Source organism: Acinetobacter sp. ACIN00229 (assembly GCF_016106645.1).
In the GTDB taxonomy this organism is placed as follows: domain Bacteria; phylum Pseudomonadota; class Gammaproteobacteria; order Pseudomonadales; family Moraxellaceae; genus Acinetobacter; species Acinetobacter oleivorans.
Genome location: NZ_JADWOM010000002.1, coordinates 115,805 through 140,854, shown reverse-complemented (window position 1 = coordinate 140,854; position 25,050 = coordinate 115,805). Strand labels below are relative to the sequence as shown.

The 25,050-nt window shown below is 38.6% G+C and carries 19 protein-coding genes; 7 read left to right on the top strand and 12 right to left on the bottom strand.

Features of this window, described 5'->3' with window-relative positions; translation table 11 throughout:
* Window positions 1–67: 67 nt before the first annotated feature.
* The 5 genes from I7H67_RS02095 to ahcY all read right to left on the bottom strand — a co-directional run bounded on the left by I7H67_RS02095 (window position 68) and on the right by ahcY (window position 8,598).
* Window positions 68–2,338, bottom strand: coding sequence for an NADP-dependent malic enzyme (locus tag I7H67_RS02095; RefSeq protein ID WP_005307164.1), 2,271 nt, complete (start codon window positions 2,336–2,338; stop codon window positions 68–70).
* A gap of 238 nt (window positions 2,339–2,576) precedes the next feature.
* Window positions 2,577–5,429 (bottom strand): putative bifunctional diguanylate cyclase/phosphodiesterase, encoded by a 2,853-nt coding sequence (locus tag I7H67_RS02090; RefSeq protein ID WP_198306957.1) that lies wholly within the window; start codon window positions 5,427–5,429, stop codon window positions 2,577–2,579.
* 134 nt (window positions 5,430–5,563) lie between these two features.
* Complete coding sequence (locus tag I7H67_RS02085) at window positions 5,564–6,286, bottom strand: 16S rRNA (uracil(1498)-N(3))-methyltransferase (protein ID WP_198306956.1); 723 nt, start codon at window positions 6,284–6,286, stop codon at window positions 5,564–5,566.
* Window positions 6,287–6,304: 18 nt separating this feature from the next.
* Window positions 6,305–7,141: a methylenetetrahydrofolate reductase [NAD(P)H] gene (gene metF, locus I7H67_RS02080; protein ID WP_198306955.1), complete on the bottom strand. Its 837-nt coding sequence runs from the start codon at window positions 7,139–7,141 to the stop codon at window positions 6,305–6,307.
* 74 nt (window positions 7,142–7,215) lie between these two features.
* Window positions 7,216–8,598, bottom strand: coding sequence for an adenosylhomocysteinase (gene ahcY, locus I7H67_RS02075; protein WP_144731861.1), 1,383 nt, complete (start codon window positions 8,596–8,598; stop codon window positions 7,216–7,218).
* Window positions 8,599–8,820: 222 nt separating this feature from the next.
* On the opposite strand from ahcY, the gene I7H67_RS02070 reads away from it, so the two are divergent.
* Window positions 8,821–9,357 (top strand): cysteine peptidase family C39 domain-containing protein, encoded by a 537-nt coding sequence (locus I7H67_RS02070; protein ID WP_198306954.1) that lies wholly within the window; start codon window positions 8,821–8,823, stop codon window positions 9,355–9,357.
* Window positions 9,358–9,395: 38 nt separating this feature from the next.
* On the opposite strand, the gene I7H67_RS02065 is transcribed toward I7H67_RS02070, so the two are convergent.
* The 3 genes from I7H67_RS02065 to lipA form a co-directional block, all read right to left on the bottom strand.
* A complete protein-coding gene (locus I7H67_RS02065; RefSeq protein ID WP_000043120.1) occupies window positions 9,396–9,779 on the bottom strand; it encodes a carboxymuconolactone decarboxylase family protein in 384 nt (127 codons plus the stop codon).
* A 106-nt stretch (window positions 9,780–9,885) separates the two neighbouring features.
* A complete protein-coding gene (locus I7H67_RS02060; protein ID WP_198306953.1) occupies window positions 9,886–12,348 on the bottom strand; it encodes an acyl-CoA dehydrogenase in 2,463 nt (820 codons plus the stop codon).
* A 279-nt stretch (window positions 12,349–12,627) separates the two neighbouring features.
* Window positions 12,628–13,641 (bottom strand): lipoyl synthase, encoded by a 1,014-nt coding sequence (gene lipA, locus I7H67_RS02055; RefSeq protein ID WP_004790988.1) that lies wholly within the window; start codon window positions 13,639–13,641, stop codon window positions 12,628–12,630.
* Window positions 13,642–13,837: 196 nt separating this feature from the next.
* On the opposite strand from lipA, the gene sthA reads away from it, so the two are divergent.
* Window positions 13,838–15,250, top strand: coding sequence for a Si-specific NAD(P)(+) transhydrogenase (gene sthA, locus I7H67_RS02050; RefSeq protein WP_004790990.1), 1,413 nt, complete (start codon window positions 13,838–13,840; stop codon window positions 15,248–15,250).
* A gap of 243 nt (window positions 15,251–15,493) precedes the next feature.
* Here the strand turns inward: sthA and I7H67_RS02045 are convergent, their stop codons facing one another.
* From I7H67_RS02045 to map, 4 genes are all read right to left on the bottom strand, one after another.
* Window positions 15,494–16,708 (bottom strand): MFS transporter, encoded by a 1,215-nt coding sequence (locus I7H67_RS02045; RefSeq protein ID WP_198306952.1) that lies wholly within the window; start codon window positions 16,706–16,708, stop codon window positions 15,494–15,496.
* 172 nt (window positions 16,709–16,880) lie between these two features.
* Window positions 16,881–18,227: an MFS transporter gene (locus I7H67_RS02040; RefSeq protein ID WP_004790995.1), complete on the bottom strand. Its 1,347-nt coding sequence runs from the start codon at window positions 18,225–18,227 to the stop codon at window positions 16,881–16,883.
* Between the two features lie 405 nt (window positions 18,228–18,632).
* On the bottom strand, window positions 18,633–19,751 hold the full coding sequence (locus I7H67_RS02035) for an OmpW/AlkL family protein (protein ID WP_198306951.1): 1,119 nt from the start codon (window positions 19,749–19,751) through the stop codon (window positions 18,633–18,635).
* Between the two features lie 207 nt (window positions 19,752–19,958).
* Window positions 19,959–20,783 carry a type I methionyl aminopeptidase gene (map, locus tag I7H67_RS02030; RefSeq protein WP_004790999.1) on the bottom strand — a complete coding sequence of 275 codons (825 nt, stop codon included), beginning with the start codon at window positions 20,781–20,783 and terminating at the stop codon, window positions 19,959–19,961.
* A 210-nt stretch (window positions 20,784–20,993) separates the two neighbouring features.
* Between map and rpsB the strand changes: the two genes are divergently transcribed.
* The 5 genes from rpsB to I7H67_RS02005 all read left to right on the top strand — a co-directional run bounded on the left by rpsB (window position 20,994) and on the right by I7H67_RS02005 (window position 25,049).
* Window positions 20,994–21,746 (top strand): 30S ribosomal protein S2, encoded by a 753-nt coding sequence (rpsB, locus tag I7H67_RS02025; RefSeq protein ID WP_002118204.1) that lies wholly within the window; start codon window positions 20,994–20,996, stop codon window positions 21,744–21,746.
* A gap of 137 nt (window positions 21,747–21,883) precedes the next feature.
* A complete protein-coding gene (tsf, locus tag I7H67_RS02020; RefSeq protein WP_004791001.1) occupies window positions 21,884–22,759 on the top strand; it encodes a translation elongation factor Ts in 876 nt (291 codons plus the stop codon).
* 65 nt (window positions 22,760–22,824) lie between these two features.
* Entirely contained in the window at window positions 22,825–23,310 is a 486-nt protein-coding gene (locus tag I7H67_RS02015) for a DUF3465 domain-containing protein (RefSeq protein WP_198306950.1), read from the top strand.
* 104 nt (window positions 23,311–23,414) lie between these two features.
* The gene (locus tag I7H67_RS02010) at window positions 23,415–24,239 is read left to right on the top strand and encodes a helix-turn-helix transcriptional regulator (RefSeq protein ID WP_005307123.1); all 825 of its coding nucleotides are present in this window, start codon (window positions 23,415–23,417) and stop codon (window positions 24,237–24,239) included.
* Window positions 24,240–24,332: 93 nt separating this feature from the next.
* Window positions 24,333–25,049 (top strand): AzlC family ABC transporter permease, encoded by a 717-nt coding sequence (locus tag I7H67_RS02005; RefSeq protein WP_198306949.1) that lies wholly within the window; start codon window positions 24,333–24,335, stop codon window positions 25,047–25,049.
* The last annotated feature ends 1 nt before the right edge of the window (window position 25,050 follow it).

The window sequence follows — 25,050 nt, the reverse complement described above, 5'->3', positions numbered from 1 at the left end:
ATCATGCTACAGAATAGAGGTTTTCTCAAGTCATTAGACAGGCTTTTCGTAAAAAGCTCTTTCTAAATTACTTTTCTTGTTGTTGGATTTCCGCAACAGTTAAAGCAGTCATATTGATAAGACGACGAGTCGTTGCTGTCGGTGTCAAAATATGAACAGGTTTTGCTGCGCCAAGCAAAATTGGACCAATAGTAACGTTGTTACCAGAAGTCGCTTTCAACAAGTTAAATGAAATATTTGCTGCATCTAGGTTTGGCATAATGAGCAAGTTTGCAGAACCTTTAAAACGTGAACCAGGGAATGCAAATTGACGAATGCTTTCGTCTAATGCTGCATCACCATGCATTTCACCTTCAACTTCAAGCTCAGGAGCTTGCTCAGATAAAATACGATAAACTTCACGCATTTTTTGAGCACTTGAATCAGTTTGGTCACTACCAAAACTTGAATGAGAAAGCAGGGCTACACGTGGAGTAATACCAAAGCGACGTACTTCTTCAGCTGCCAAAATAGTCATTTCAGCAAGTTGTTCAGCAGTCGGGTTAGTATTTACATAGGTATCTGCAATAAACAAGTTACGATCTTCAAGCATTAATGCATTTAACGTGAAGAAGTTGTTCATGCCTTCTTTAAGACCGATAACATTACGTACAAAGTCAAGGTGAATGTTATAGCTGCTGTAAGTACCACATAACATACCGTCTGCTTTACCGAATTTAACCAGTAGAGATGCAATTAACGTTGAACGGCGGCGAGCTTCACGTTGAGCATATTCAACAGTGATGCCTTTGCGTTGCATTGTTTGATAGTAATCTTTCCAAAACTCTTCATACATCGGGTTTTGTTCTTGATCAACAATCTCAATATTTACGCCATGTTGTAAACGTAGGCCTAATTTTTTGATATTTGCTTCAATTACAGCAGTACGACCTACTAAAATTGGTTTAGCTAAATCTTCATCAACTGCAATTTGTACTGCACGTAATACGCGCTCGTCTTCACCTTCCGCATATGCAATACGCTTTGGATCAGCTTTTGCTTGAGCAAAAATTGGTTTCATCAAGAATGCAGAGTTATATACAAACTCAGACAATTTTTGACGATATACAGCGAAATCTTCGATAGGACGAGTTGCTACACCTGAGTCCATTGCAGCTTTAGCAACTGCTGGTGCAATTTCTAAAATTAAACGTTGATCAAGTGGGCGTGGAATTAAATAGTCACGACCAAATGAAGCAGATTTTTCACCATATGTTGCAGCATCAGCTTCAACATGAGCCATACGTGCAATTGCATGTACACATGCAATTTTCATGTCTTCATTAATCGTAGTTGCGCCAACGTCAAGTGCACCACGGAAAATGTATGGGAAACATAATGCGTTGTTTACTTGGTTTGGATAGTCAGAACGACCAGTTGCCATAATGACGTCAGAACGTACTTCATGTGCATGTTCAGGTAAAATTTCTGGATCTGGGTTTGCCAAAGCAAAAATAATAGGGTTCTCAGCCATCTGTTTCACCATTTCTTTGGTGAGAATACCAGCAGCAGAAAGACCCAAGAACATATCAGCGCCAGCCATTACTTCATGAAGCTGAGATGCTGAAATATCTTGAACATAACGTTTTTTAGATTCGTCTAAGCCTTCACGTGAAGTGGTTAATAGACCACGAGAGTCGGCAACAATGATATTTTCTTTTTTAGCACCAAGCGCACAAAGCAAGTCTAAACATGAAAGTGCTGCTGCACCTGCACCTGAAGCTACAATTTTGATTTCTTCAATTTTCTTATTTACAAGTTGCAATGCATTGAGCAAAGCAGAACCTACAATAATACTTGTACCATGTTGATCGTCATGGAATACAGGAATCTTCATACGTTCACGAAGTTTCTTTTCAATATAGAAACATTCAGGCGCTTTAATATCTTCGAGGTTGATACCACCGAAAGTTGGCTCAAGAGAGGCAACGATATCTACAATTTTATCTGGATCGTTTTCTGCAATTTCGATGTCAAATACATCTACACCAGCAAACTTCTTGAAGAGAACGCCTTTACCTTCCATTACAGGTTTAGAAGCCAATGGGCCAATATTACCTAAACCAAGAACAGCGGTACCGTTCGTTACTACAGCAACCAAGTTTCCGCGAGCTGTATATTTAGCAGCAGTTGAAGGATCACGTTCAATCTCTAAACATGGCGCAGCAACTCCGGGTGAGTAGGCTAAAGCCAAATCTCGTTGGTTGACAAGTTGCTTACTTGGGGTAACGCTGATTTTCCCTGGGTTTGGATATTCATGGTAATTTAAAGCGGCCTGTTTTAAAGATTGATCGTCCATCTGAGTCTCTATTTGATACAAAAAAGCAAACTAGTCAAATCACTCATTCAGGGAGAAGGCAACTCAGTTCTTTTACTATGCTTTAATTTTTACCAATTAAGAGAATAGTAGACGAATTGCCAATAGCCCTGTAGTGAGCTAAATGCTAAAGAATATAACACTACTTCTTTATTTCTCACAGTCAAAAACGCTCATTTTTGGAAAAAGCAGCATATGTGAAAATAGAGAGTTGGAACAATTAATAAATATGTGAATCTGTTTGTAGATAAGGAATAATCTGCTCAGCTGGGATAGGGCGGCTAAAGAAATAGCCTTGTAAAAAATCACATTGCTGTTTTTGCAGATAGGCAACTTGTTCTTCTGTTTCTACACCTTCGGCAACCAATTTAAGGCCCATACTTTTACCCATTGCAATCATGGCATTTACAATAGCTTCTTGTTTGTGATCACCAATTTTAGAAATGAAAGCACGGTCAATTTTTAGTACATCAATTGGATATTCTGTCAGGTACGCTAAAGAGGAGTAACCTGTACCGAAGTCATCTAAAGCAATTGAAATATCTCGTTGTTTTATCGCATGTAATAGTGTTTTGACGTTATCCGTATTGTCTAATAGAGCTGATTCAGTAATTTCAAGTTCAAGATCCGAACCCTGTATATTATATTTTTGCAAAACTTCATCTAGATCATTAAGTAATAAGCCACGATGTATTTGCTGAGCGACAATATTTACAGAGACTTGAACGTTTGTGTAGCCTGCGTTTTTCCATTCTTGTAATTGTTTTCCAACTTTATCTAAAACGACTTTGCCAATATCTGAAATCAGGCTACTACGCTCAGCAAAAGGTATAAACATATTTGGCATGACTAATCCTTTTTCAGGATGTTGCCAACGTATTAATGCTTCAAAACCTATAATAGATTGGTCTAGTAGATTAATTTTGGGTTGGTAATAAATGATAAATTCATCATTTTGAATGGCTTTACGTAACTCTTGTTCTAAATCAGCAGTTTTATATGGATGCTCTGCTTTATTGCGATAGTAAGAAATGGTATTGCCCCCTAAGCGCTTTGCTTCTGAAAGTGCTTGTTCTGCATGGTTATTAAGATGGTCAATTTGTCGGCCATGCTCAGGAAAGCATGCCACACCGATAGATGCTGTAATAAAATATTCGTGATTATCAATATAAAAAGGTGCATTGAGCGCTTGCAGGATGTTTTGGCAATATTGCTCAATATTTGGATGAATTGGAGAAATTTCATAAATAATTGCAAAATCGTCACTATTTAAATAGGCAACCAAAATTGCATTAATATTGATTAAGCGTAATCGTTGTGCGAACTGTTTAAGGAGTTCATCACCACTATCATTATTTAAAAATTCATTAAAAGCGCGAAAGCGGTCAATATTTACTCGTATTAGTGCTAAGTTTTTAATGTTATATGAAGGGTTTACAAGATATTGATGTAATTGATTGTAATAGTAAAGACGATTAGGCAAGTGGGTGAGACTATCGTAATTTTTTAAGTAGGATAGGTGTTGTTCCTGACGTTTTTGCTCAGTGAGGTCACGTGCAAATCCAATATAATTTGTAATTTGATGGAACTCATCTTTGACGACATTGATGTGTAGCCACAAATAGACGCTTTTGCCAGAACTAAACTTTTCATCGAATTGACCCATATATTCCCCAGTTTCGAGGAGCTGTTGGGTAATTGAAGTGTGAAATTGTTGTTGTAATTCTTTTTGATTAATCGCAATGCTAAATAATTCTTTATTTAGAAGTTCCGATTTAGAAAATCCGGTTAATTTCTCGTAGTAAGGGTTAATATCAATATAGTTCAGGTGTTCATCTAAAATGAATATGCCTTCGGCTGCTTGTTCAAGCACAATTGCCGATAGTCTTAAGTGTTCTTGGTCTTTTTTCTCTTGGTGTATATCTCGGGTCATTCCAACCATACGAAGCGCTTTTTGTGTTTTGGGATCTCTGGTAATGACACGACCTACATCATGAATCCATCGCCATGAACCATCTCGACGTAAAATCCTGAAATTGATATTAAAATGATCTGTAATTCCTTCCAGATGTTGCTTTAAGCGCTCGTTAAACAGTTTTTTATCACTTGGATGTACGCGGTCTAAAATAGTATTGAGATGAATAACGGTCGTTTGTGTCTGCTTTTGTTGATCAAAAAACGTAATTTCTAATTTTTGATTTTCAATATCCCAGTCCCAAGGTCGAATGCCTGCCGTTTCATTTGCAAAAGCTAAATTGTAGTGGTGACTTTCGAGTTGCTCATTCATTTTAGTGAGATCGTATGTGCGTTCACGTACTTTTTGTTCTAGTAAATGGTTATTAAATTGGAGTTGGGCTTCAATATCTTTCGATTTATTCACTTCTTGTTGAAGTTGTACACATAACTCTTCAGCCCACTGGGTATGTTGTTCTGAAATTTGAATGAGCTGTTTATTTCTAAATAATAGTTGAGAAATTTTTTGATAGTTACGTTGAGTTGCGTATGCACAGAGTATGGTAGCTATGAAAGCGATGTTATAGGCGAAATAAAAAGGCAGCTGAGTAATGGGTGTATGTGTAAATTGAGCGATTAGCAGGGGTAATGTACTTGGAATAAATAAGAGATAAAAGTATCGAGGTTGTTGCGTTAAAAAAGTCAGTCCAATGATATGGGCAGAAGTGATAAACAAAGCAATTAAAATATGAGCATCTGGTAGGGTGACAAGCTCTTGAGGAAGATAAAAGTGAATAACCGTAACGGTTGTCCCTAATAGAATTCCTGAAATAAAACAAATGCTTTGTAAGATAAGATCAGCTTTTTTAATAAAGTTAATAGTACGATAGTGCGTTAAAATATTTGGAACAAATAATAGGCAGGTAAGAAAGGCAACAGTAAGGCCCATAGACCAGTTAAATATTGTTATTGAAGATAAAAAATAATAAGAAAAAATAGCGTATGAAATGAGACATAGCAGTATTAAGCTAACCAAATACCAGCGTATATATTGAATTGAAAGTTTTAGCTGCTCAATTTTTGTTTGATGCTGTAAATATTCTTCCTGAAGCCCAGACATAAGATTTTTCTATCCTATTTTTTTACATATATACAGAAAGAATCTGATTTATCAGTGATAAAGAATTTGAAATTTTATTCATACAATAAAAGTAAATTAACTTTAAATAGCGATTTAATCAATGTTCAATGAACTTAGGTGGATAAAAACCGATAATTTAAAATAGATAAGGCGACGACTGGCGCAGTTTCTGTACGTAAAACACGGTCACCAATACACCAGTTCATAAAACCAGCTTGATTGGCTTGAGTAATTTCATTCTCGCTTAAACCGCCTTCTGGTCCAATTAACAAGGCAAGTTCAGGTTGTATGCCTGCTAATACATCTTTTTGTTCTTTTTCTGGCGCTAAAACGAATTTAGATTGAGGAAGTTCTGAAGAACTTAACCATTCATTAAGAGAAATAGGTGCTAATACTTCTGGGACTAAGTTCAAGCCACATTGTTCGCATGCTGCAATTGCAACAGCTTGCCAGTGATCTAATTTTTTTTGATCTCGGTCGTATTTTAAGCGCATTTCACAGCGGTCGCTTGTAAGTAACTGAATTTGACTTACACCAAGTTCAGTGGCTTTCTGAATGGCATAATCCATTCGGTCGCCTTTACTCATGACCTGACCCAGAACTGCTTTAAATGGGGCATTACGGTTATTAGAGTTGAAATTCTCAATTGTGACAAACGCATTTTTTTTATTAATTTCGCTCAGTGTCGCGAGATATTCGCCACCTTGGCCATTAAAGAGAGTCGCTTGTTCTTGTAATTGTGCACGTAAGACACGCACCCAATGATGAAATACTGATTCAGTTAGTTGAATAGTTGAACCAACTGTAAGTTCAGTTTCGATAAAAAAACGATTCATTGGGTACGCCTTACAAAATTAATTTAAACCAAGATCAACAACGAGTTGATGAGTTGGTTCGACTTGATTCATTGAATAGAAATGTAAGCTTGGTGCACCACCTGCGATCAGGCGTTCACATAGCTTCACAACAACTTCATGACCAAAAGCTTTAATACTCTCGCTGTCATCACCATAGGCTTGTAATTGTTTACGGATCCAACGAGGAATCTCTGCACCAGTACCATCAGCAAAGCGAATTAAATTGCTGGCATTGGTAATCGGCATGATGCCAGGAGCCACCGGAATATTAACTCCAGCTTTTTCCAGACGCTCAATAAAATAAAAGTATGAGTCTGGATTAAAGAAGAATTGTGTAATTCCTGCATTAGCGCCAGCTTGTACTTTTTCAATAAAACGTTGGATATCTGAATCAAGGTTTTCAGCTTGAGGGTGCATTTCAGGATAAGCTGCAACTTCAATATGAAAATGATCACCTGAGTGCTCACGAATAAAACGTACTAAATCTTGAGCATAAGGAAGTTCGCCAAGCCCGACTTGACCAGAAGGTAAGTCACCGCGTAAAGCGACAATACGGTTAATGCCTTGGGTTTTATATAAATCTAGTAACTCAGCAATACGCGCTTTATCATCACCAATGCATGAAAGGTGAGGTGCAACTGGTGTACCTTTACCATTGAAATCGTCAATAGCAGCAAGAGTACGTTCGCGAGTAGAACCACCAGCACCATATGTAATCGAGAAGAAATCTGGATTTAATAGTTGTAATTCTTGATGAACAATACGAAGTTTTTCAGCACCGGCATCAGTTTTCGGTGGGAAAAACTCAAAAGAAATGGGTATACGTTTAGTCATGTCAAATCCTTGTAAACAGCGAAACAATATTTTTAGAAAAAAGGGCAGACGGTGAACCGTCTGCCCTTAAGTTCTTAGTATTTGTAAGCGTCAGACTTGAATGGTCCCTCAACAGCAACACCTAAATAGCCAGCTTGCTCTTGAGTTAATTGAGTAAGTACACCACCAAAACCTGCAACCATTGCCGCAGCAACTTCTTCGTCAAGTTTCTTAGGAAGAACTTCTACACGAATTTTTGCAGTTTTTTCGTTTGCAGGAAGGTCAGCAAATTTCTCTTGGAATAAGTGAATTTGACCTAACACTTGGTTAGCAAAAGAACCATCCATCACACGTGATGGGTGACCAGTTGCATTACCTAGGTTTACAAGGCGACCTTCAGAAAGAAGAATGAGGTAGTTATTTTCATCTTCAGAACGATAAACTTGGTGAACTTGTGGCTTAACTTCAACCCACTTGTAACCACGTAAATAAGCTGTGTCGATTTCTGTGTCGAAGTGACCGATGTTACATACAACTGCACCAGCTTTTAAGCTATCTAACATTGCAGCATCACATACGTGGTAGTTACCAGTAGTCGTTACAACAAGGTCAGTGTTGCCAAGTAAGTCGTGGTTAATATCTTCTTTTTTACCTGTTTGTACGCCGTTTTTGTATGGAGATACAACTTCGTAGCCGTCCATACATGCTTGCATTGCACAAATTGGGTCAACTTCAGTTACACGAACAATCATGCCTTCTTGACGTAAAGATTGAGCAGAACCTTTACCAACGTCACCGTAACCGATCACAAGCGCACGACGACCAGATAAAAGCATGTCAGTTGCACGTTTGATTGCATCATTTAATGAGTGACGGCAACCATATTTGTTGTCATTTTTAGATTTAGTAACTGAGTCATTTACGTTAATTGCAGGTACTTTCAAAGAACCGTCTTTCCACATTTCAATAAGACGTTGAACACCTGTAGTCGTTTCTTCAGTAATACCGTGAATGCGTTCTAAAAGAGCAGGGTATTTTTCATGAACAAGAGCAGTTAAGTCACCGCCATCGTCCAAAATCATGTTGGCATCCCAAGGTTGACCATTAACATTCACTTGTTGTTCAAGGCACCATACATATTCTTCTTCAGTTTCGCCTTTCCAAGCAAAAACAGGAATACCGCGAGCAGCAATTGCAGCAGCAGCATGGTCTTGAGTCGAGAAAATGTTACATGAAGTCCAACGAACTTCAGCACCTAATTCAACAAGCGTTTCAATAAGAACCGCTGTTTGAATGGTCATGTGAATACAACCAAGGATTTTTGCACCAGCAAGTGGTTTAGACGCTGCATAACGCTTACGTAAACCAATTAAAGCTGGCATTTCTGCTTCAGCAAGTTTGATTTCTTTACGACCGTAGTCAGCAAGAGAGATGTCAGCAACTTTATAATCTGTAAATGAAGCATTAACCGCGTTCATCAGGATCTCCTAGGGAAAAAATAGTATGGATCGTTCTGTTCGCGGATGCCGTTGTTGGTTAAAACGAGTGTTTAACCGATTGTCGAGCCTGGCAAATTGATCTTTAGTGCCGATCATTTGTCGCAGCATCCCTCGACTAGCGAAACATTGTACTTGGAAAAGCTTTTAGTGCCAATCCAGTTTTGTTTATTATCTGCCTAATTATCCTTATAGATTCAAATTATGGCAGTAAATATTCCCCAAGCTCTAGCAAACCTCGAAGCAAACTGTGGTGTTTTTGCGGTTTGGATGGTGCTTCAACATCATGGAGTACAAATTGATGTTGCTGAGTTGATTAAAGTTTGCCGACACGACGAAGGGGGCACCTATACTATTGCCTTAGCTGTTGCATTAAAGAAACTAGGGTTTAACGTGTCATTTCATTCAGATGAAGATCCTAATATTAGCCCAAGTGAACGAATGAGCTATAAAGAAGCAAAGGTATTGAAAATACCGACAGGACCTGCGTTGAGCTATCAATATATTCAAGCTGAAATTCAAAATGGTAAAATGGTGATTGTCTATTACGATACTTTAGAAGGTGTTGGAAATCAGTCTCTCATCTATTCTATTGATCCAAAAGAAATCTGCTTTTTTGATAATTTTGAACCGATGTCAGCAGCAGTTTTTGAAAAGCAACGTCAAGCGGAAGGAATTTGTCGTCAGACTATTGTGATTGACGACCGTAATTTTCAGATACATCCGACTAAATTGAATTAGATTAAAAAGAGCCAGTAGAGTTCTGGCTCATATTGAAATTATTTTTGTTGATATTCTTGAATCACTTCTAAAGCAGCACGAAAAGCTTCTTGTGTAGCAGGCGCGCCACAATATGGAAGGCTGTGCAATAAAGTTTCTTGAATCTCTTCAACTGTACAGCCATTGTTAAGTGCACCACGAACATGGCCTTTGAGTTCTGTGGGTGACTTAAGTGCAGTTAACATTGCCAAAGTAATTAATGAACGATATTTACGTGGTAATACGCCTTCACGCTGCCAAGTCGATCCCCATGCATGCTCGTTAATCCAGTCTTGTAAAGGCTGAGTAAAGGGTACGGTGTTTTCTTGGGCGCGTTTTACAAAAGCTTCTCCCATCACTTCTGTGCGAACTTTTAATCCATTTTCGTAATCTTGCTTAGACATTAATTTCTCCTAAAAATAAAAGCGTCGATTGACGCTTTTATGGCTGTTTATTAATTAATGCGAATCAAGTGTGATTGCAATAGTGAATTAGTGGAGGCATCAGTCACTAAATTTGATGAGGGTTCGATAAAGGCAGGTCTTTATTTAAATCTTTATCAAATACATCTGTAAGCATGCTGTCAAATCGAATTGCATTGTATTGCAATAATTGTTGAGCTTCGCTTTCAGTAATAAAACCTTCTTTTATTGCTTGTGCAATATTCTCTTCGAAAGTCAATCCTGTAAATTTACCTTTAGATTCAGCTTTTTTGAACTTATCCCAAAGTGGTTCAAGGGTTCGTAGAATTTGAAAAGTATGCTCTAAACGTCCAGTCACATCATCGGCTTTGGTTGAATAAAATACGTGATGCTTAAGCTGCTCTCTAAAAGGATGCTCTTGCATCATAAGTTCAGCGACTTGCTGTTTTAACTCATCGTCAGGTTTTGAAATGACACGACCAAGAGGGAAACAGATCCATTTTACAAATGCCGCTGGAAGTTTAGCTGGGAAGTTTTCAAATAATCCCCAAAATGCTTCCTGAATATTCAAGAACGCTTTTTGTAGAGCTAATTTAGCGTGAAGTTGTTCGGCTTCAGTTTTTTGGCCAGCTTCATAAAATTTTAAAATCGCAGTAGAAATAAAGAGGTGCGCGTGAATATCTGCCAAGCGTCCTGATAACATTTCTTTGCGTTTTAAGTCGCCTGCAAGTAAACCAAGTGACATATCCGAAACAAGCGCGAAGTTGGCACTAAAACGGTTAATCGTCTTATAGTAACTAGCAGTAAATTGATCTACTGATTGAGGAGCATCATTTGAGCCACCAGTCCAACCATAAGCAAATGATTTTGCCCCACGGTTAAAGGTATAGGCTAAATGTTTAAATAATAAATCATCGAATTTTTGAACCGCATTAGCTTTATCCTCAGATTGAAGGAGTTGTAATTCTTCAAATAGATAAGGGTGACAACGCATTGAGCCTTGACCAAAAATCATCAATGAACGGGTCAAAATATTTGCGCCTTCTACCGTAATCGCAATTGGAATTGCTTGATAGGTAAGGGCTAGGAAGTTACGTGGTCCAAGTTGAATTGCACGTCCTCCAGCAATGTCCATTCCGTGATTGACTACTTTACGCATCGTTTCAGTGGCATAATATTTTGCCATGGCCGTCATCACGGCTGGTGTTCCACCTTGGTTTAAGCCACATGTCACTAAATAACGGAATGCTTCAAGCATGTAGGCATCGCTGGCAATTTCACTGGTCGCTTCTTGTACGCCTTCAAATTTACCTACTGAAATATTGAACTGTTGACGAATTTTCGCAAAAGCACCAACGGTTAAATAGCTCATTTCACCTGCTGCTGTTGCTAAAGCTGGAAGGGAAATACCACGACCAACGCCTAAACATTCCATGAGCATACGCCAGCCTTTACCGGCATTTTCTTGTCCACCGATAATCCAGTCGATAGGAATGAAAACATCTTCTCCTTCTACGGTTCCGTTCATAAATGGAGAGCCTGGAAAATGACGTGCTCCTATTTTCACGCCTGCATGACTGGCAGGAATGAGGGCACAGGTAATACCGTACTCTATTTTATTTTTATCGCCGAGTAATCCTTCAGGATCATACAGTTTAAATGCAAGACCTACGACTGTAGCAATTGGCGCAAGGGTAATCCAGCGTTTAGAGAAATTCATGCGTAGCCCAATAACTTGAGCACCTTCATATTCGCCGTAGCAAACAACACCTGAATCTGGAATGGCGCCAGCGTCTGAACCTGCTTCTGGGCTGGTTAAACCAAAGCATGGGATCTCTTCACCTTTAGCAAGGCCCGGTAAATATTGCTGTTTTTGTGCATCGGTACCGTAGTGCATGAGTAGCTCACCCGGTCCCAACGAATTTGGAACCATACAACTCACAGCTGTGGTGAGTGAGCGGGAAGCAATTTTGCTCATAATACGACTTTGGGCAAATGAGCTAAATTCTTTGCCGCCAAAGGATTTTGGAATAATGAGACCTAAAAAACCTTTGTCTTTAATAAATTGCCAAACCTCTGGTGGAAGATCTTTTAAGTGATGATGAATTTCCCACTCATTGAGCATGCTACAAAGTAGCTCAACTTCATTGTCAATAAAGCTTTGTTCTTCTTCCGACAACGTTGGATAGGGATACTTTTCAAATTGGGACCAATCAGGTGCTCCCATAAATAATTCTTTTTCCCACCAACTGGTACCTGCCTCTAAGGCCTCTTGTTCAGTCGTACTGATGCTCGGCATTGAGTTTGCTAATGTTTTATATGCAGGTTTAGTAATCAGGTTAAAGCGTAATGGTGCAAATAAAATAATGATACTAAGGGTAATGAGGGGAATACCTAAAATGAGAGCCCATGGCGTTAATATGAGTGCAGTAAATATAGCTACAGCAATCGTAATTACACTACCAATGATTCGGTTCAGGTTAAAAAAGAAAATTGCCCATATTGCAAAAAGCTGAATGACGATGCTTAAAACAAAGAGTAGGAAAATCATACTTGCTCCTTGCTAGATAAGCCCTCAAGTTAGAAGTTACGAAAAAAGCGAGGAGAGATTTAAGGCTTAACTAGCTAATTTTAATGCTGTTTAAATTTAATTTTTTATATCGCAATTGATGTATATGCTAGAGCAGGGATATATCGTACTTTTAGGTATAAGATATTTTTCAGTGAAAGTGTAATGGCTTGTTTTATCGATTTGTCAAGAAATGTTATTGATTTTCTTATACAAATAAAAGCCCTCTGTGTTAGAGGGCTTTTATAGATATTTAATTTATTAAGCTTCGACGGTTTGAACAGCAATTTTTTTAGCTGGATCTACTTTACGACGAACTTCTGGTACTGGCTCACCGTGGTATTGACGATCAGCAAAATAACTTGAACGAACCATTGGTGCAGACCAAATATTTCTAAAGCCAAGTTTACGACCATGCTCTGCATAACGTTCAAACTCTTCTGGCGTTACAAAGCGGTCGATTGGTGCATGTTGTTTAGAAGGCTGTAAATATTGACCAATAGTCACATAGTCAACATCGTGAGCACGTAAGTCATCAAGCAATGCAATCACTTCTTCTTCAGTTTCACCAATACCGACCATCAAACCACATTTTGTTGGGATATCTGGGCAGTATTCTTTAAACATTTTTAATAAGGTTAAAGAGTGTTGATAGTCTGAACCTGGACGCATTGCTTTATATAAGCGAGGCACAGTCTCAATGTTGTGGTTAAATACGTCTGGCGGACATTCAGTCATAATGCGTAAAGCAATATCCATACGTCCACGGAAATCTGGTACTAAAATCTCAAGCAATGTCGTCGGGCTAAGTGCGCGAGCTTCTTTAATACAGTCCACAAAGTGTTGTGCACCGCCGTCAAGTAAGTCATCACGGTCAACTGAAGTAATTACTGCATACTTGAGTTTCAGGTTAGAAATGGTTTCTGCCATGTGACGTGGTTCGTCAGCATCGAGTGCATTTGGACGACCATGTGCTACATCACAGAAAGGACAACGGCGTGTACAAATATCGCCCATAATCATGAATGTTGCCGTACCGCCGCCAAAACATTCTGGTAGGTTAGGACAAGCAGCTTCTTCACAAACGGTATGGAGTTTTTGAGCACGTAAAGTCGTTTTAATACGCTGAACTTCTTCTGGTGCCGTCATCTTGACACGAATCCAGTCAGGTTTACGCGGCACTTCAACCGTAGGTACAACTTTTACAGGAATTCTTGCGACTTTTTCTGCGCCACGAAGTTTTACACCCTGTTCAGGTTTACGGTGTTCTGACATATCTAACTTTTCCACTCGTTTATAGAGACATTGACATTGTATTATAGCGAAGTTCTTCAGTTAATAGCGGAAAATAACTATTCATATAATAAATGTGGCTATTCAGAAATATAGGGTTGAGAAATACATAAATTCACCGCATATTAGTCATAATCTATTATAAAATATGGTCATTCAAGAGAGGAAGGAGCTTTCAATGCCACGTAAAAAAGAGGTCGTTAGTGGGAATTTCGTTAAATACGATGCGGTAGTTCTCGGTTCTGGACCTGCGGGTGAAGGCGCGGCAATGAAGCTTTCAAAAGCTGGTAAGCGTGTTGCAATTGTAGATGTGCGTGATCAACTTGGTGGTAACTGTGCACACGTAGGAACGATTCCAAGTAAAGCATTACGTCAAACAGTTTCTAGTATTATTCGCTATCAGCGTGATCCAATGTTTCAAAAAGTAGGTGAATGGAAACAGTTCACCATGAAACAGGTTTTGCGTAATGCACATAAAGTGATTCAACAACAGGTTGATACACATACACGTTTCTATGACCGTAACAAGATTGGTGTCTTCCACGGTCGTGCATATATTCAAGATAAAAATACAGTCTTAGTTTTTAGCCATGAAGGTATTAAAGAGACAATTATCTGTAAGCAAATTGTGATTGCGACAGGTAGCCGTCCTTATCATCCGCAAGGTCTCGACTTTGATCATCCTCGCGTGTTTGATTCGGATAAGATTCTTGATCTTGATTATTCAATTCAAAAAATCATTATTTACGGCGCAGGTGTTATTGGCTGTGAATATGCCTCAATCTTTATTGGTTTAGATCATAAAGTTGACTTGATCAATACTCAGCAAAAACTTTTAAGCTATTTAGATGATGAAATTGCGGATGCTTTGTCTTATCACTTACGTGAACAGGGTGTATTGATTCGCCATAATGAACAGATGGATCATCTTGAAACGTTTGATGATCATGTTGTTTTACACTTACAAAGTGGTAAAAAGATTAAAGCTGATGCCATTCTTTGGTGTAACGGTCGTTCAGGTAATACAGAAGGCTTAGGTCTTGAGAACGTTGGACTAGTTCCAAACAACCGCGGTCAGCTTTCGGTAAATGATCAATATCAAACTGAAGTTGAGAACATCTATGCTGCTGGTGACGTGATTGGTTGGCCATCTCTTGCTTCTGCTGCTTATGACCAAGGGCGCTGTGCTGGCGCAAACATGAGTGGTGAAGATGCGAAGCCAGTACGTGACATTCCAACTGGTATCTATACCATTCCGGAAATCTCATCAATTGGTAAAAATGAACAGGAATTAACGGAAGAAAAAATTCCGTATGAAGTGGGTCAAGCTTCTTTCCGTCATTTGGCTCGTGCACAAATTACCGGTGATACAGTAGGTGAGTTAAAAATTCTTTTCCACCGCGACACTATGGAAATTTTAGGTATTCACTGTTTTGGTAATAACGCTGCCGAAATTATCCACATTGGGCAAGCAGTTATGCACAGCCCAAACAATACTTTGAAATATTTCGTTGAAACGACATTTAACTATCCAACAATGGCTGAAGCATATCGTGTAGCTGCACTTAATGGTATGAATCGTTTGTTTTGATTTTAAATAAGTTTTCAATAAAAAAAGCCTGCAAATTTGCGGGCTTTTTTATTTTCATTAGATCATAGGTTTTTTATATTTTTATGACAATGTCAGAGCGATTTTAGCGTCTCATCTCTTTAGTGTGGGCAAAATGCTTGGTTAAAATATTCAAATAAATCTGGTGTTTGTTTCCATAAAATTATAGAAAGCACCAAAAGCGTGACTATAATAAAAGTCATAATTGTTTTCAAAAGTAAGGCATTATGCGTCATGAATAACAGCCTCCTCATTCACAAAGAAGTGTACGATCACACCTACTATACTTAATGCTATAGAACATAGCCAAATCGCATTGTAATTACCTGTTAAGTCATGGTTAACACCACCAAGCCAACCGCCAAAGAAAGAACCGACTTGATGGGTGAAAAACACAATGCCGCTCAGCATTGAAAGATATTTAACGCCAAACATATTTGCCACAATGCCGTTCGTGAGCGGAACAGTAGAGAGCCATAAAAGGCCCATAATAATTCCAAAAGCATATACCGTATAAATGCTTAAAGGTAATAACAAGAAGGCAATGATCGCGATGCCACGGCTGCCGTAAAGCGCCATTAATAATTTAGGTTTTGAGAAGCGGTCTCCTAACCAGCCAGCACCATAAGTCCCCACAATATTAAATAGTCCAACTAGGGCTAGAAACACAGTACCTGTAGCTGCATCAAAGCCGTGGTCGATTAAATAGCCGGGTAAATGTACACCTAAGAAAACAACTTGGAATCCACATACTAAGAAACCTAAAGCTAACCACCAAAAGGGTTTATGTTTTCTAGCAATATGCAGTACTTGTTTAAATGTAAGCTGAGGTTGTGCAATTGCTTTTGGTGTTTGATTGCTTGGTCCTTTTAACATCCATGCAAGGGGAATAATAAGAGCAATTAACAGCGCACTGACCATTAGGGCTGCTGACCATCCAACATTCTTGAGTAAGAGAAGGGTAGATGGCAGCATAATAAACTGACCGAAAGAGCCTGCTGCACTTGCAATCCCCATTGCCATACTTCTTTTTTCTGGAGGGGCAGCTCGGCCTACTGCACTAAGTAAAACCGTAAAGGAGGTTGCTGATAAAGCTAAACCAATAATAAGACCTAGGCTTAAATTCAAAATGAGTACACTTGAACTAAAAGCCATTAACAGTAAGCCAAGGGCGTAAAGTAATCCGCCAACAGCAACCACAATTTTACTGCCATATTTATCTGCGATTGCGCCAGTAAAAGGTTGAACTGCGCCCCAGATCAGGTTCTGCATGGCGATTGCAAGACTAAAAACATGTTGGCCCCAGCCAAACTCATGGCTCATTGGAACCAAATAAAGTCCAAAACCATGCCTAACGCCTAAAGAAAGAGCCAAAATAAGGGCACTACCAATCAGCATATAGATAAGTGGCTGGGAAAAGTTGTGAGCAGTTTTAGTCATCGTTAATGGAAAATTATAATAATGTGGTCATTTATTGTAGAAGACATATCGAGAAATATCGATATAGATGGCAAGAATATTTAAGAAGAATTAAAAAGTGAGTGGTGTAAATATTTTATAATAAGAAATTTGAAGAAGCAGACATCATTTTGATCTCTGCTTCTTATAAAAATTAAGCTGTTGAATTACGTTCAAGTAATGCCTGCTCAAAAAGAACTTGTTCTTTTTCTTTATGTTCAGTTGTGAAGCGAATCAAAATTACGCTACAGCCTGCGACCATAACCAGACCGCCTAAAATAAACAGGCAAGTTTGGACATCAAGTAAACCTTTGAGTAGGAAACCTGCTGCCACAGCACCAACATTACCACCCGCGCCAATAATTCCTGCAACTCCACCTAATGCAGTGCGATCGATAAATGGTACGAGAGCGTAAGTTGCTCCACATGCCATATGCGTAAACAATGCAAAAATAGTCATGGAAATAATAGCGAGCGCAACAGCATTCATTTGCGAGAAGAGGATTAAGAATAAACCTTCACCTAAAATCATGAGCACAAGTACTTTCGTGCGGCCATCTAAACCTTTTTTGAGTGCAACTTTATCGGAAATGATACCGCCTAGCGCTCGAGCGAATAATGCTAAAAGACCAAAGATTCCGGCAGTTAGTCCAGCCGTTTTTAAATCCATTTTAAATTGATCGACATAATACATTGCTGCAACGTTATGGATAAAAATCTCAATACCAAAACTTGCACCATATGCCAAAAATAAAATCCAGACACGATAGTTGCGAGCGGCTTGCATTAAAATGGCAGTACCACCTTTTTTACCACTTCCGACCTCAATACCTTGCGCGCGAACTTCTTTAAAGTTTCCTTGAGGGCAATCTTGAGTTAATTTCCAATAAAGAATGCCAACAATAACCATCATTACGCCAGGTACGATTAATGCCACGCGCCATCCCATGGTTTGTTCAACACCAAACATCACAATTGCACCGAGCAATAAAGGCATTAAAGCTTGTGTTGCTCCACCGCCAGCATTTCCCCAGCCAGCCGTTGCCGCATTTGCTGTTCCTACAACGTTAGGTGCAAACATGACACTTGTATGATATTGAGTAATGACGAAGCTTGCGCCAATCGCACCAATAAGTAAGCGAAAGAATAGAAAAGATTCATAGCTATTAGCAGCAGCTACTCCAAATACTGGAATGCTGCCAACTAATAGTAGAGTGGTGTACGTAATACGTGGGCCATATTTGTCGCAGAGTGGTCCGACAATAAGCCGCACTAAAATAGTAATAGCAACAGCAGCAATATTAATATTAGCAATTTGATCTTTTGTTAAGCCAAATTCACCTTTAATCACGGGCATTAATGGTGCACAAGCAAACCATGCAAAGAAACATACAAAGAAAGCGAGCCATGTCATGTGGAAGGCACGCATTGCTGGAGTTGAAAAACTGAATAATTTAATTTCAGTTGCTTTTTTTGCATCTAATTGGATATTTGAAGACATACGCCGTCCCTCTGAACTGAACGAAATTTAATTTGCATGGCAATTTATTGCCTATCTGCAGACCGATCAGAGCGGACATCGTTGGCCGTCTTTGTTTATTCATTGAATCATCATTGATTCATCGTGCAATGAATAAAGCAAAGCTTGTGCCAAAAAATGAATTTTACTAAAAAGGAAAAATTACTTTCTAATTTTATTGAGTTAGTTTTTGAATAGAAAAATAATAAAAAAATTGGAAAAAATAAGAGGGTATTAATAAGAATTTGAAAAGGTTTCTACAGCTGTATTTTTTATAAAAATGCTCATTTTTTTAGCATCTTGATTTAAAAAGAAGCAATTTTTAGGCGAAATAGAGTTAAAGAAAGCTATAAAAACTTATATAAGTCTTTATAGCTTTATGCGGGGTTAGAAGCGGTAACCAACACCAACATATGAAATGAGTGGGTCAATATCAATTTTGGTATTCGCTTTAATTAGCTCTTTACCTGTATTTTGGTCAGTCACATAGATTTTTGCTTCACTATTCATTTTTGAATACGAAACTGAACCAACAGCAAACCAATTGGGGTTGAAGTCGTAAGTTGCACCTAAAGTTACAATAGGTGCAAAAGTATCGGTCGCTTCTAGTTTCACGATAGGATTTGCTGATGATGTTTTGCGATCTAGTGCTGCACCAGCTTTACCATCATGGATATTCTGGATCATGTGTCCTGCTTGAATTAAATCAGCCTCAATACCAGAATTCATTTTTAAATCATTAAAGTATGCATACATCACGCCAGCTCCTATATAAGGACGGAACTTATTTACACCTGTTTTACCAAATTGATAATGTAGTTCAACGGCTGGTAACCATGCGCGTGCGGACGCAGCCTTGCCCCCCTGAGAAAGATCAGTAATATGAAGGTCTTGTTTTAAAGGAATATCTCCACCCGCCCCGGAAATTCCACCTCCTATGATTTCTCCAATTGAAGATCCATCTTTTAGTGGAGTCGCTTTTCCAGAAAGGGGAGCGTAAATATTACCTTTTCCATTAATATCCACTTTAGGGGGAATACCACCTTTAATTTCTAAAGATAAATTGTCCGTAAAGTTGTAGTTAAACATAAGACCAACAGTATCAACATCACTAGCTTCTAAGCCAGAACCTTGTTGTTGCCATTGAGAAAGACCATTAACTTCGGCTGTACCTGCAAGTGAAGAGGGAAGAGTATCTGTAAACTTATCAAGAAGACCAATAGTGCTATACCAGAATTTTCCTGAAGTTTTGCTTTGGTCGATCGCCTCTAAAACGGCTTTTGTAGATACATCTCCAACTTTAGATTGTGTACCTTCTGCAACGCTAGTATTGATATTGACAGGGTTTCCTGAGCCTTGAGGCATTGCATGTAACCAGCCGGCAGAGACTGAAAAACGTTTGAAACCATCACCATCCTTTAAACTAAAATATGGTGAAGCGGCGTTAGTGATTGTTGGCAGGGCAAAAAAGGCAGCTGTCATACAAAATAATGACTTTTTCATCATAAAAGGACTCCATGTCCGAACATTTGTTTACTGATTTTTATTGAGCCAACCATACCGCGTTTTATTAAAATGATTGTTTATTAAAAATTAATAATTGTAATTTTTTTGAAATATTTGTTTATATTTGGAAATATTTATTAATAAAAAATACATAATAAATAATAAAAGGCTACATAAAGTAGCCTTTTATTTAAGTTTGTTAAACTATTAGTTGAAGCGAGATAAGTCCTCTTCAGGGCGTGCAGTTAAAACTTCAATGCCTGTTTGAGTCACTAAAATAGTATGTTCATATTGAGCTGAAAGTTTATGGTCTTTCGTTACAACAGTCCATTTATCGCCTAATAGTTTAGTTTGCCATACGCCAGCATTTACCATAGGTTCAATAGTAAAAGTCATACCAGCTTCCAGACGCATACCTGTTCCAGCTTGACCATAATGTAATACTTGAGGTTCATCATGGAATACAGTACCAATACCGTGGCCACAATATTCACGTACTACACTAAAACGCTCTGATTCGACATATTTCTGGATTGCATGGCCAATATCACCTAAATATGAACCATCTTTAACAGTTGCCATTCCACGATACATCGCTTCTTGGGCAACTTTACATAGACGGTTGGCTAAAATAGACGTCTCACCACCGACGATATACATCATGTTTGTATCGCCGTGATAACCATCTTTAATTACAGTCACATCAATATTTAAAATATCACCGTTTTTTAACGTTTTATTTTCAGAAGGAATGCCATGGCAGACAACATGGTTAACCGAAGTACAAATAGAGTGCTGAAAAGCAGGGCGTCCAGGAGCGCCACCATAGCCGACACAGGCAGGAATAGCATGTTGTACATTTTCAATGTGATTACGGCAAATGGTATCAAGTTCAAGTGTACTTACACCCGCCTTGATATACGGCTTGATCATCTCTAGAACTTCAGCCGCCAGTCGTCCTGCAATGCGCATTTTTTCAATTTCATCTGGAGTTTTGATTAATCGACGTGGAGCTGTATAAGTACTGTTCATGATCTCTAAAAACTTTTGGTAATTTACAAGTGTCTATGGTATAAATAGCCGCCCATTTTATCAAATGCTTTTCGTGAATATCTTTTACGAACAAATTTGATAGGTGGAGTAAAAAATCCGCACATATATCGTCACATTACTCTGGGTGCCTGTAAAAGGGTGGAGAATGCGGATATATGGAGGCCTAACCCAACTTTTAAGGTAAAGAAAATGGCAGATTACAACGTAAGCATGCGTGACCTTCTTCAAGCAGGCGCGCACTTTGGTCACCAAACTCGTTTCTGGAACCCAAAAATGCGTCAATACATTTTTGGCGCGCGTAACAAAATTCACATCATCAACCTTGAGCACACTGTTCCTGCGTTAAATGATGCTTTGAACTTCGCTAACCAATTAGCAAGCAAAAAGAACAAAGTTTTGTTCGTTGGTACAAAACGTGCTGCTTCTAACATCATCCGTGAACAAGCTCAACGCGCTGGTCAACCATATGTAGATCACCGTTGGTTAGGTGGTATGTTGACGAACTGGAAAACACTTCGCCAATCTATCAACCGTTTAAAAGATCTTCAAACTCAATCTCAAGACGGTACTTTTGCTAAGCTTACTAAACGTGAAGCTTTAGAACGTGCTCGTGAGATGGAAAAACTTGAGCGTTCTTTAGGCGGCGTTAAAAACATGGGTGGTTTACCTGACGCATTATTTGTAATCGACGTTGATCACGAAGCGATTGCAATCAAAGAAGCGAAGAACTTAGGTATTCCTGTTATCGGTATCGTTGATACAAACTCTAACCCAGACAACGTTGATTACGTTATTCCGGGTAACGACGATGCGATCCGTGCAGTAACTCTATATGCTTCAGCTATGGCTGACGCAATTCTTGCTGGTAAAGAATACGCTCAATCTCAAGCGAACGCTCAAGCAAAAGGCGATGACGCTGCGAAAGACGCTTCTGAGGCTTAATGCGTTTTGACGCAGGCTTGTCATTTTTGCGACATGTAATGGTGGCAAATTAAGCGTCGAGAGTGCAAACGGCCCAGAGTTTCTTTGGGCCGTTTTTGTTGAAAAGATTTATTTTCTACCGATTTTAGGAGATCAACATGACTGCAATTACTGCAAGCATGGTAAAAGAATTACGTGACCGTACTGGTCTTGCAATGATGGAATGCAAAAAAGCATTAACAGAAGCGAACGGTGACATCGAGCTTGCTATTGATAACCTTCGTAAATCTGGTCAAGCTAAAGCTGCTAAAAAAGCTGGTAACATTGCTGCTGACGGTGCAATCACAATCGTTCAAGAAGGCAACAAAGCAATTCTAGTTGAAGTTAACTGTCAAACTGACTTCGTTGCTAAAGACGAAAACTTCTCTAACTTCTCTAAAGCTGTTGCTACTGCTGCTTTAGCTGCTGGTGAAACTGATGCTGCTAAAATCGCTGAATTAAAATTAGCAGACGGTCAAACAGTTGAAGAAGCTCGTATTGCGCTTGTTCAAAAAATCGGTGAAAACATCCAAGTTCGTCGTGCGAAAATCGTTGAAGGCGAAAACTTGGCTATCTACAAACACGGTTTAAAAATCGGTGTTGTAGTTTCTTATACTGGTGATGCGGATACTGGTAAAGGTATTGCAATGCACGTTGCTGCATTCAACCCAGTAGCTGTAAATGCTGAAGCTGTTCCTGCTGACCTTATCGCTAAAGAAAAAGAAATTGCTGAAGCGAAAGCGTTAGAATCTGGTAAGCCAGCTAACATCGTTGAGAAAATGGTAACTGGTTCAGTTGATAAATACTTGAACGAAGTTGCTCTTGATCGTCAAATGTACGTAATCGACAACGACAAAAAAGTTGCTGATGTATTAAAAGCAACTGGTACTACTGTTGCTAACTTCGTACGTTTCGAAGTTGGTGAAGGTATTGAGAAAAAAGCAGAAATGAGCTTCGCTGAAGAAGTTGCTGCTGCTCAAGCTGCTGCGAAGTAATTCGTATCACAATAAAAAAAGCCCCATTGGGGCTTTTTTTATCTCAGTTAAATTAAGGGTAGACAATGACAAATAAAAAAAATCTCAGTATTGGTGGTGTCATCATTTTATTGATTGCTGCATATTTTGGTCTGGATTTATCTGGGCATAAGCAAAATCAATCGCCATCATCAGTTATACCCGAAGCTCAGCATACTGAAACTACACTTTCAAATAATGGGGTTGATACAATAAAAGCTGCTTATGAGCAGAGACAAAGTAATGTTCAAGTGCAGGGAAGTGGCCGAGTAAAAGCAATTTTAAGAGATGATAATGATGGGTCGAGACACCAGAAATTTATTCTTGTACTAAAAAATGGCCTTTCAATTTTAGTCGCACATAATATTGATTTAGCACCTAAAATTCCTAATTTGAAAAAAGGTGATGTCGTAGAGTTTTACGGTGAATATGAATATAACCCAAAAGGTGGTGTATTGCACTGGACTCATCGTGATCCACAAAATCGTCATGAAAGCGGTTGGCTCAAACATGATGGGCAAATCTACCAATAAAGCCGAATAAACAAATAAAGAGATTGTTTTTATAGAGCAATTTTATTCTATTCAGTTTCTTAAAACATGCTATGGTTTTTTTATTGAATAGATGAGACGTATTTATGCAGCGGGAGCAAGCCGATTATCTGCATGTGCGAGAGCTGGGCGGTTTAGAGTTACTAAAAGCACATTATCACCAAACACAATTTTCGAAGCATACTCATGAAGGGTACTGTATTGGTGTGATTGAAGAGGGAGCACAGTCTTTTTTTAGGACGGGCCAGCTGCATGTAGCTCCTAAAGGCGACATTATTTTAGTAAACGCTGACGAAATTCATACCGGCTCATCTGCGGTAGAGTCAGGTTGGCGATATCGAGCAATTTATCCTACACCTGAAATGTTGGCAGAAGTCAGTCACGATTTTTTTGAAAATTCACGTGGCGCGCCATGGTTTCCTCAAGCTGTCATTCGTGACTTGGGTTTGGCTCAACAACTATGTTTACTCTTTGATTTATTAGAACAAAAAGATAATTTTTTACTTAAAGAAACGATGTATTTATCGACTTTAGCCTGTTTAATGAAGCGACATAGTAAATCAAATCATACTTTTTGTGAGTTGCCTGAAGCATATTCAAAAATATTAAGAGTTAAAGAATTACTGGTAGAAATGCCTGAAACAAACTTTTCTTTGCAAGATCTGGCTGACATGGTAGGTCTAAGTGCATGGCATTTCTTAAGACAATTTAAAAAATATGTGGGCTTGCCACCTCATGCTTGGCTTGTTCAAGCACGCTTACAAAAAGCAAGACAATTATTAAAACAGGGTGACCAAATTGCGATGGTGGCACAGCAATGTGGTTTTTCTGATCAAAGCCATTTTAATCGTCACTTTAAAAAAGCAATGGGAGTGACGCCTACTCAATATGTAGCTAGCCTAAATAACTAGATTATTAAAAATTTATTTACAGCAATTTTATTCAATATAAATCAACTCTCATTACGCATTTTATAGAGAGATCTTTTATCTTGGATTTTATATATGAATATTCAGCTTCATCAGTTGGTGAGGTTTCCAAAAAATAAACCATCCTATCTTTTTTTACGTGGTGCAATGGATATTTTGCCCTTGTCAATTTCTGTTATTCCGTGGGCAATTTTGGCAGGTTCTATGGCAATTCATGCAGGTTTATCTTTTTATAAAGCCCTTGCGATGTCGGGAATTGTTTTTGCTGGAGCAGCTCAATTAGTTAGTTTAAGCATGGTAATGGAAGGGGCATCTACTTTTACAATTTATGTGACGATTTTCTTTTTAACGGCTCAGCATTTTATTTATGCATTAACTTTAAGAAATGACATTTCTGCTTTGTCTCTTTCGAAACGGTTAAGTTTGGGTTTTTTATTAACGGATGAATTATTTGCGGTATGTGCATCCGGTGAAAAAAGACAGCCAGAATATCTGTTGGGTGCAGGCCTGTCTTTTTATTTATTCTGGGTAATTTTTAGCTTGGTTGGAATACTTTTAGCAACAGTGATTCCAGATTTACTAAATTATCATTTAGATTTTTCAATTGTGGCTATTTTTATTGCCATGATCGTGCCGCTATGTAAGGGGGTGCCTGTAGTTGCTGGTGTGCTAATGACTTGTTTAAGCGGATTTTTCTTTAAATTTTATCAAGTGGAAGGAGCGATTTTACTTTCAGGATTAATAGGGATGTTGGTTGCTGTGTTAACTGAAAAAATAAGTAAGGAGCAATAAT

Excerpts from the sequence above, each read along its gene's own strand:
- I7H67_RS02095 (WP_005307164.1), bottom strand. The coding sequence starts at position 2,338 with ATGGACGATCAATCTTTAAAACAGGCCGCTTTAAATTACCATGAATAT.
- I7H67_RS02090 (WP_198306957.1), bottom strand. The coding sequence starts at position 5,429 with ATGTCTGGGCTTCAGGAAGAATATTTACAGCATCAAACAAAAATTGAG.
- I7H67_RS02085 (WP_198306956.1), bottom strand. The coding sequence starts at position 6,286 with ATGAATCGTTTTTTTATCGAAACTGAACTTACAGTTGGTTCAACTATT.
- metF (WP_198306955.1), bottom strand. The coding sequence starts at position 7,141 with ATGACTAAACGTATACCCATTTCTTTTGAGTTTTTCCCACCGAAAACT.
- ahcY (WP_144731861.1), bottom strand. The coding sequence starts at position 8,598 with ATGAACGCGGTTAATGCTTCATTTACAGATTATAAAGTTGCTGACATC.
- I7H67_RS02070 (WP_198306954.1), top strand. The coding sequence starts at position 8,821 with ATGGCAGTAAATATTCCCCAAGCTCTAGCAAACCTCGAAGCAAACTGT.
- I7H67_RS02065 (WP_000043120.1), bottom strand. The coding sequence starts at position 9,779 with ATGTCTAAGCAAGATTACGAAAATGGATTAAAAGTTCGCACAGAAGTG.
- I7H67_RS02060 (WP_198306953.1), bottom strand. The coding sequence starts at position 12,348 with ATGATTTTCCTACTCTTTGTTTTAAGCATCGTCATTCAGCTTTTTGCA.
- lipA (WP_004790988.1), bottom strand. The coding sequence starts at position 13,641 with ATGTCAGAACACCGTAAACCTGAACAGGGTGTAAAACTTCGTGGCGCA.
- sthA (WP_004790990.1), top strand. The coding sequence starts at position 13,838 with ATGCCACGTAAAAAAGAGGTCGTTAGTGGGAATTTCGTTAAATACGAT.
- I7H67_RS02045 (WP_198306952.1), bottom strand. The coding sequence starts at position 16,708 with ATGACTAAAACTGCTCACAACTTTTCCCAGCCACTTATCTATATGCTG.
- I7H67_RS02040 (WP_004790995.1), bottom strand. The coding sequence starts at position 18,227 with ATGTCTTCAAATATCCAATTAGATGCAAAAAAAGCAACTGAAATTAAA.
- I7H67_RS02035 (WP_198306951.1), bottom strand. The coding sequence starts at position 19,751 with ATGATGAAAAAGTCATTATTTTGTATGACAGCTGCCTTTTTTGCCCTG.
- map (WP_004790999.1), bottom strand. The coding sequence starts at position 20,783 with ATGAACAGTACTTATACAGCTCCACGTCGATTAATCAAAACTCCAGAT.
- rpsB (WP_002118204.1), top strand. The coding sequence starts at position 20,994 with ATGGCAGATTACAACGTAAGCATGCGTGACCTTCTTCAAGCAGGCGCG.
- tsf (WP_004791001.1), top strand. The coding sequence starts at position 21,884 with ATGACTGCAATTACTGCAAGCATGGTAAAAGAATTACGTGACCGTACT.
- I7H67_RS02015 (WP_198306950.1), top strand. The coding sequence starts at position 22,825 with ATGACAAATAAAAAAAATCTCAGTATTGGTGGTGTCATCATTTTATTG.
- I7H67_RS02010 (WP_005307123.1), top strand. The coding sequence starts at position 23,415 with ATGCAGCGGGAGCAAGCCGATTATCTGCATGTGCGAGAGCTGGGCGGT.
- I7H67_RS02005 (WP_198306949.1), top strand. The coding sequence starts at position 24,333 with ATGAATATTCAGCTTCATCAGTTGGTGAGGTTTCCAAAAAATAAACCA.